Genomic DNA, 7,576 nt, shown 5'->3' on the forward strand with positions numbered 1-7,576 from the left:
GGGAGAGTCAAAGCTTTCTACAACAGTTAGCTTTGCTTCATTGAATCAAAGAACTCTAGATTGGTTTTAGTCGATTTCAGACGTTCCATCAAGAATTCCATTGATTCAACTGGCTCCATTGGACCCAAAATCTTACGCAGGATCCATAGTTTTTGCAGATCTTCTTCGTTGGTCAGTAACTCTTCGCGACGTGTGCCTGAACGGGTGACGTTGATCGCAGGGTACATACGGCGATCAGCCAACTTACGTTCCAACAGAACCTCGTTGTTACCTGTACCTTTAAACTCTTCAAAGATAACTTCATCCATCCGTGAGCCAGTTTCAATCAGTGCAGTGGCGATGATAGTTAAACTACCACCCTCTTCAATATTACGTGCCGCACCGAAGAACCGTTTTGGGCGTTGTAGTGCGTTCGCATCGACACCACCGGTCAAAACCTTACCAGATGAAGGCGAAACCGTATTGTAGGCACGTGCTAAACGCGTAATAGAGTCAAGCAGGATAACGACATCATGCTTATGTTCAACCAGACGTTTAGCTTTTTCGATAACCATTTCAGCAACTTGTACGTGGCGTGAAGCTGGCTCATCAAAGGTACTTGATACTACTTCACCGCGAACAGAGCGTTGCATCTCAGTTACTTCTTCAGGACGCTCATCGATCAACAGTACGATCAAATCACTATCGGGGTAATTTAAGGCGATTGATTGCGCAATAGACTGCAGAATCATTGTTTTACCAGATTTAGGTGGCGCAACGATCAAACCACGCTGACCTTTACCAATTGGTGCGGCTAAATCGATAACACGTGCCGTTAAATCTTCAGTACTACCATTGCCACGCTCTAGATTGAAGCGTTCATTAGGGAATAAAGGAGTGAGGTTTTCAAAAGGAACTTTGTTACGGGATTTGTCTGGTTTTTCGTAGTTGATTTCTTCAACTTTAACCAAAGCAAAGTAACGTTCGCTGTCTTTGGGAGGTCTGATCTTGCCCATAATGGTATCGCCAGTTCGCAAGTGGAACCGTCTGATTTGACTCGGCGATACATAAACATCATCAGGGCCTGCTATATACGAGTCTTCAGGAGAACGTAAGAAGCCAAACCCATCAGGTAATAACTCCAATACGCCAGTAGTGACGACATCCTCACCCTGTTTTGAATGAGCTTTGACGATAGCGAAGATTAATTCTTGTTTTCGATTTCTTGCCAGACCCTCGAGGTTCATGGAGAGGGCGAGATCCATCAATTCAGCAGCGGACTGCTTTTTCAGTTCTGTCAGATTCATGTATTACCTAGAATGGGATTTTTATATAGAATAACCTTGAGCACACATCAGTTGTGTGTTGATTTGTATATCTGGGAGGGGTTTTCGAAAAAAACTGTTGCTAAGCATAACAGCTCGGGATCGGAGCGTCTAGTGTTTTGGATGTTTTTTTATCTGGCAATAATTGCCAGATAAATCAAAGCTAACAATCAGAAGAGCTAAGGCAAACAGTGCGGCCTGTTGACTACGTCGTATTAACGTCTCAACAGTCTCGAAACGACATCTATTTTTCACGCCCGAGTGACTATCAATCGATATTGACTATAAAGAACAAACTATCTTAACTGTTTAAAACAAAAGCTTTTTTACCAAAAAACATATCTCTCGGTTAGCCGAGGCATAACTCGATACCACAAATCCTTCACCTTGCTTACATACAAAATCAACAAACGAAATATTGATGCTTGCTTAATGCTAGATAAGCATCGAAGTTAACATTACTGATGATTGAGGCAAAGCATTGTTTGAGCAAGTAAGCCTGGTAGTTATTTACATGGATCAATGACCGCTACCGCTATCCTGCTAACGCGCCACTTGAACATCCCTATTCATCGTATGCCGATAACGCAGGAGCCGTTATCGGTGACTTACTTTATCAGCCACGTCCCTGTGGCTGCCCCGTCGGACTCGCTTCGCTCATGCAATATCGTTTATCTCCATGGATGGCGTGTATGCAATGCCATGTTTGGAACATGGTTTGTCCAAGCGATATTGGCACTTCGTTCAAGCAGGTCACGGTCTAAACATCAGATATAAAAAAAGGTCACCCGCATAAAGGCTTGGTTTATGTTTCGACCTACTTTGACTGGGCCCTTCCTGTGCCCAGCCCTTCGGGCGCCTATCGGCATCCATTTTTGTTCCAGACAAAATGTCACATAGGGACATCCCGCTTCAAGACAGTAAACTGCCAACCCTCAAGACAAAAAAATACCCGGGCCTCAATGAGGACCGGGTATCTTCTTAGTATTAAAGCCTGGCAGTGACCTACTTTCACATGGGAACTCCCACACTATCATCGGCGCTAAGCTGTTTCACTTCTGAGTTCGGTATGGGATCAGGTGGGACCAACTCGCTATGGCCGCCAGGCATAACTGGTTACTAGCGTTCACTAGCTAATTCGGAAAATCGTAACAAGGTGAAGCGCCTATGTCGCTCCCAAGTGTAACTTGGGGTTATATGGTCAAGCCTCACGGGCAATTAGTACTGGTTAGCTACATGCATTACTGCACTTCCACACCCAGCCTATCAACGTGGTAGTCTTCCACGGCCCTTCAGGAGCTTAAAGCTCTGTGAGAACTTATCTTGAGGGGGGCTTCCCGCTTAGATGCTTTCAGCGGTTATCCCGTCCGAACATAGCTACCGGGCAATGCCATTGGCATGACAACCCGAACACCAGGGGTTCGTCCACTCCGGTCCTCTCGTACTAGGAGCAGCTCCTCTCAATTCTCAAACGCCCACGGCAGATAGGGACCGAACTGTCTCACGACGTTCTAAACCCAGCTCGCGTACCACTTTAAATGGCGAACAGCCATACCCTTGGGACCGGCTACAGCCCCAGGATGTGATGAGCCGACATCGAGGTGCCAAACACCGCCGTCGATGTGAACTCTTGGGCGGTATCAGCCTGTTATCCCCGGAGTACCTTTTATCCGTTGAGCGATGGCCCTTCCATACAGAACCACCGGATCACTATGACCTACTTTCGTACCTGCTCGACGTGTCTGTCTCGCAGTCAAGCACACTTTTGCCATTGCACTAACCGTATGATGTCCGACCATACTTAGTGTACCTTCGTGCTCCTCCGTTACAATTTGGGAGGAGACCGCCCCAGTCAAACTACCCACCATACACTGTCCCTAGCCCAGATAATGGGCCGAGGTTAGAACTCCAAACATACCAGGGTGGTATTTCAAGGGTGACTCCACACAATCTAGCGACTGTGCTTCAACGTCTCCCACCTATCCTACACAAGTAGGTTCAAAGTTCAGTGCAAAGCTGTAGTAAAGGTTCACGGGGTCTTTCCGTCTAGCCGCGGGTATACGGCATCTTAACCGCAATTTCAATTTCACTGAGTCTCTGGTGGAGACAGTGTGGCCATCGTTACGCCATTCGTGCAGGTCGGAACTTACCCGACAAGGAATTTCGCTACCTTAGGACCGTTATAGTTACGGCCGCCGTTTACTGGGGCTTCGATCAAATGCTTCTCCGAAGATAACATCATCAATTAACCTTCCAGCACCGGGCAGGCGTCACACCCTATACGTCCTCTTTCGAGTTTGCAGAGTGCTGTGTTTTTAATAAACAGTCGCAGCCACCTGGTCATTGCAACCCCTTTCAGCTCCACGAGCAAGTCGCTTCACCTAACAGGGGCACACCTTCTCCCGAAGTTACGGTGCTATTTTGCCTAGTTCCTTCACCAGAGTTCTCTCAAGCGCCTTAGAATTCTCATCCCATCCACCTGTGTCGGTTTGGGGTACGGTTCGTTATTACCTGAAGCTTAGAGACTTTTCCTGGAAGCCGGGTATCAATCACTTCGCTTCTATTGAAGCTCGTCATCATGTCTCAACTAAGTCAAGCGGATTTGCCTACTCAACACGTCTACACACTTAAACCAACATATCCAACAGTTGGCTGATCTAACCTTCTCCGTCATCCCATCGCAGTAATAACAAGTACAGGAATATTAACCTGTTTCCCATCGACTACGCATTTCTGCCTCGCCTTAGGGGCCGACTCACCCTGCTCCGATTAGCGTTGAGCAGGAAACCTTGGATTTTCGGCGAGGGGGCCTCTCACCCCCTTTATCGTTACTCATGTCAGCATTCGCACTTGTGATATCTCCAGCACCCCTCTCAGGACACCTTCACAGACTTACACAACGCTCCTCTACCATGCGTGTAAACACGCATCCATAGCTTCGGTATATGGCTTAAGCCCCGGTACATCTTCCGCGCAGGCCGACTCGACTAGTGAGCTATTACGCTTTCTTTAAAGGATGGCTGCTTCTAAGCCAACCTCCTAGCTGTCTGGGCCTTCCCACATCGTTTTCCACTGAGCCATAATTTTGGGACCTTAGCTGATGGTCTGGGTTGTTTCCCTTTCCACGACGGACGTTATCACCCGCCGTGTGTCTCCCGTAATTGCACTTCTCGGTATTCGGAGTTTGCATGGGTTTGGTAAGTCGGGATGACCCCCTAGCCCAAACAGTGCTCTACCCCCGAGAGTGAGATACGAGGCGCTACCTAAATAGCTTTCGAGGAGAACCAGCTATCTCCTGGCTTGATTAGCCTTTCACTCCGATCCACAGTTCATCTCCGCATTTTTCAACATACGTGAGTTCGGGCCTCCAGTAAGTGTTACCTCACCTTCACCCTGACCATGGATAGATCGCCAGGTTTCGGGTCTAATCCATGCAACTAGTCGCCCTATTAAGACTCGGTTTCCCTGCGCCTCCCCTATTCGGTTAAGCTCGCTACATAAATTAAGTCGCTGACCCATTATACAAAAGGTACGCAGTCACAGAACAAGTCTGCTCCTACTGCTTGTACGCACACGGTTTCAGGTTCTATTTCACTCCCCTCAACGGGGTTCTTTTCGCCTTTCCCTCACGGTACTGGTTCACTATCGGTCGATAAGGAGTATTTAGCCTTGGAGGATGGTCCCCCCATGTTCAGACAAGGTTTCTCGTGCCCCGCCCTACTTGTCGCAAGCCTAGTACCAATAACGCTTTTTCGTGTACGGGACTATCACCCTCTATCGCAGGCCTTTCCAGACCATTCCACTAAAACGTTAAATATCACTTGCAGGCTGTTTCGCGTTCGCTCGCCGCTACTAGCGAAATCTCGGTTGATTTCTTTTCCTCCGGTTACTTAGATGTTTCAGTTCACCGGGTTCGCCTCAATAAGCTATGTATTCACTTATTGATACTTACCAAAGGTAAGTGGGTTTCCCCATTCGGAAATCGTAGGGTCATAGCTCGTTTATCAACTCGCCTACGCTTATCGCAGATTTCTACGTCCTTCATCGCCTCTTATCGCCAAGGCATCCACCATGTGCGCTTATTCACTTGACCATATAACCCCAAATCATCTTCGGGATCATATGTTCGTTACATATTACGACATAAGTTTTTCTTTACTTAGAATGTCACGCTGTATCACTACAGTATTTCATTCTGCCTTGTTACTTTTTTCCGTTTTGTTAAAGAGCAGTGTAAAAAAACACTTTTCAACTACCTCAGCAAGGTAACTCAAAAGTGCTTTCTACCAGAAAAGATATTGGTGGAGCTACGCGGGATCGAACCGCGGACCTCCTGCGTGCAAGGCAGGCGCTCTCCCAGCTGAGCTATAGCCCCAAATAGGAACTTCCATGGGTACCACGTTACCCCTGTATCAAGGGCTTTTTCTCAATTTGGATTTTGTCGTTGGCGAAGCGTGTTAACACGTAAGCCAGCTAGAAAATTCAAAGTGAGGAAAAGTGGTGGGTCTGGGAAGATTTGAACTTCCGACCTCACCCTTATCAGGGGTGCGCTCTAACCAACTGAGCTACAGACCCAGATATCTCTTCTGTGCAGTATCAAGTAATTTGTGTAGGCACTTACGCCGGTCACCTTTATGAAAGGAGGTGATCCAGCCCCAGGTTCCCCTAGGGCTACCTTGTTACGACTTCACCCCAGTCATTGACCACAAAGTGGTAAGCGACCTCCCGAAGGTTAGTCTACCTACTTCTTTTGCAGCCAACTCCCATGGTGTGACGGGCGGTGTGTACAAGGCCCGGGAACGTATTCACCGCGGCATTCTGATCCGCGATTACTAGCGATTCCGACTTCACGCAGTCGAGTTGCAGACTGCGATCCGGACTACGACAAGCTTTATGGGATTAGCACACTCTCGCGAGTTAGCAACCCTTTGTACTTGCCATTGTAGCACGTGTGTAGCCCTGGCCATAAGGGCCATGATGACTTGACGTCATCCCCACCTTCCTCCGGTTTGTCACCGGCAGTCTCCTTAGAGTGCCCAACTTAATGATGGCAACTAAGGACAGGGGTTGCGCTCGTTGCGGGACTTAACCCAACATCTCACGACACGAGCTGACGACAGCCATGCAGCACCTGTGTTACGGTTCCCGAAGGCACAATAAAATCTCTTCTATCTTCCGTACATGTCAAGGCCAGGTAAGGTTCTTCGCGTTGCATCGAATTAAACCACATGCTCCACCGCTTGTGCGGGCCCCCGTCAATTCATTTGAGTTTTAGTCTTGCGACCGTACTCCCCAGGCGGTCAACTTATCGCGTTAGCTTCGATACACAAAGAATAAATTCTCCATACACCTAGTTGACATCGTTTAGGGCGTGGACTACCAGGGTATCTAATCCTGTTTGCTACCCACGCTTTCGCACCTCAGCGTCAGTAATGGCCCAGTGAGTCGCCTTCGCCACTGATGTTCCTTCAGATCTCTACGCATTTCACCGCTACACCTGAAATTCCACTCACCTCTACCACACTCTAGCCTACCAGTCTCAAATGCAATTCCCAGGTTGAGCCCGGGGCTTTCACATCTGACTTAATAAACCGCCTACGCGCGCTTTACGCCCAGTAATTCCGATTAACGCTTGCACCCTCCGTATTACCGCGGCTGCTGGCACGGAGTTAGCCGGTGCTTCTTCTATAGGTAACGTCACGGCTATACGCTATTAACGCATAACTTTTCCTCCCTATTGAAAGTGCTTTACAACCCGAAGGCCTTCTTCACACACGCGGCATTGCTGGATCAGGGTTGCCCCCATTGTCCAATATTCCCCACTGCTGCCTCCCGTAGGAGTCTGGGCCGTGTCTCAGTCCCAGTGTGGCTGATCATCCTCTCAGACCAGCTACAGATCGTCGCCTTGGTAAGCCATTACCCCACCAACTAGCTAATCTGATATAGGTTCATCTGTCAGCGTGAGGCCCCGAAAGGTCCCCCACTTTCCTCCGTAGAGCGTATGCGGTATTAGCAGCCGTTTCCGGCTGTTGTCCCCCACTGTCAGGCAGATCCCTATACATTACTCACCCGTCCGCCACTAATCAGAAACAGCAAGCTGTTTCGTCATCGTTCGACTTGCATGTGTTAGGCATGCCGCCAGCGTTCAATCTGAGCCATGATCAAACTCTTCAGTTTAATTTAGCTTGTAACTTTATAAGACAAAGTTACCAAATCTTGATTGACGTTGAACATATGAATGTTTCACGTCAGGTTTTCTAGCAACCTAACGT

The 7,576-nt window shown here is 48.2% G+C and carries 1 protein-coding gene, 2 tRNA genes and 3 rRNA genes; all 6 read right to left on the reverse strand.

Annotated elements, in window-relative coordinates:
* Positions 1 to 26 precede the first annotated feature (26 nt).
* Positions 27 to 1,286: a transcription termination factor Rho gene (gene rho / locus MDMS009_RS03775; RefSeq protein WP_008290508.1), complete on the reverse strand. Its 1,260-nt coding sequence runs from the start codon at positions 1,284 to 1,286 to the stop codon at positions 27 to 29.
* Positions 1,287 to 2,296: 1,010 nt separating this feature from the next.
* Positions 2,297 to 2,411, reverse strand: a 5S ribosomal RNA gene (gene rrf, locus MDMS009_RS03780).
* Positions 2,412 to 2,501: 90 nt separating this feature from the next.
* Positions 2,502 to 5,397, reverse strand: a 23S ribosomal RNA gene (locus tag MDMS009_RS03785).
* Positions 5,398 to 5,603: 206 nt separating this feature from the next.
* Positions 5,604 to 5,679, reverse strand: a tRNA-Ala gene (locus tag MDMS009_RS03790).
* Between the two features lie 123 nt (positions 5,680 to 5,802).
* Positions 5,803 to 5,879, reverse strand: a tRNA-Ile gene (locus MDMS009_RS03795).
* A gap of 62 nt (positions 5,880 to 5,941) precedes the next feature.
* Positions 5,942 to 7,481 (reverse strand): 16S ribosomal RNA (locus tag MDMS009_RS03800).
* Together the 16S, 23S and 5S rRNA genes with 2 tRNA genes alongside form the textbook arrangement of a ribosomal RNA operon.
* Between the last annotated feature and the right edge of the window lie 95 nt (positions 7,482 to 7,576).

The sequence above is a fragment of the Methylophaga thiooxydans DMS010 genome, from assembly GCF_000156355.1.
GTDB lineage: Bacteria > Pseudomonadota > Gammaproteobacteria > Nitrosococcales > Methylophagaceae > Methylophaga > Methylophaga thiooxydans.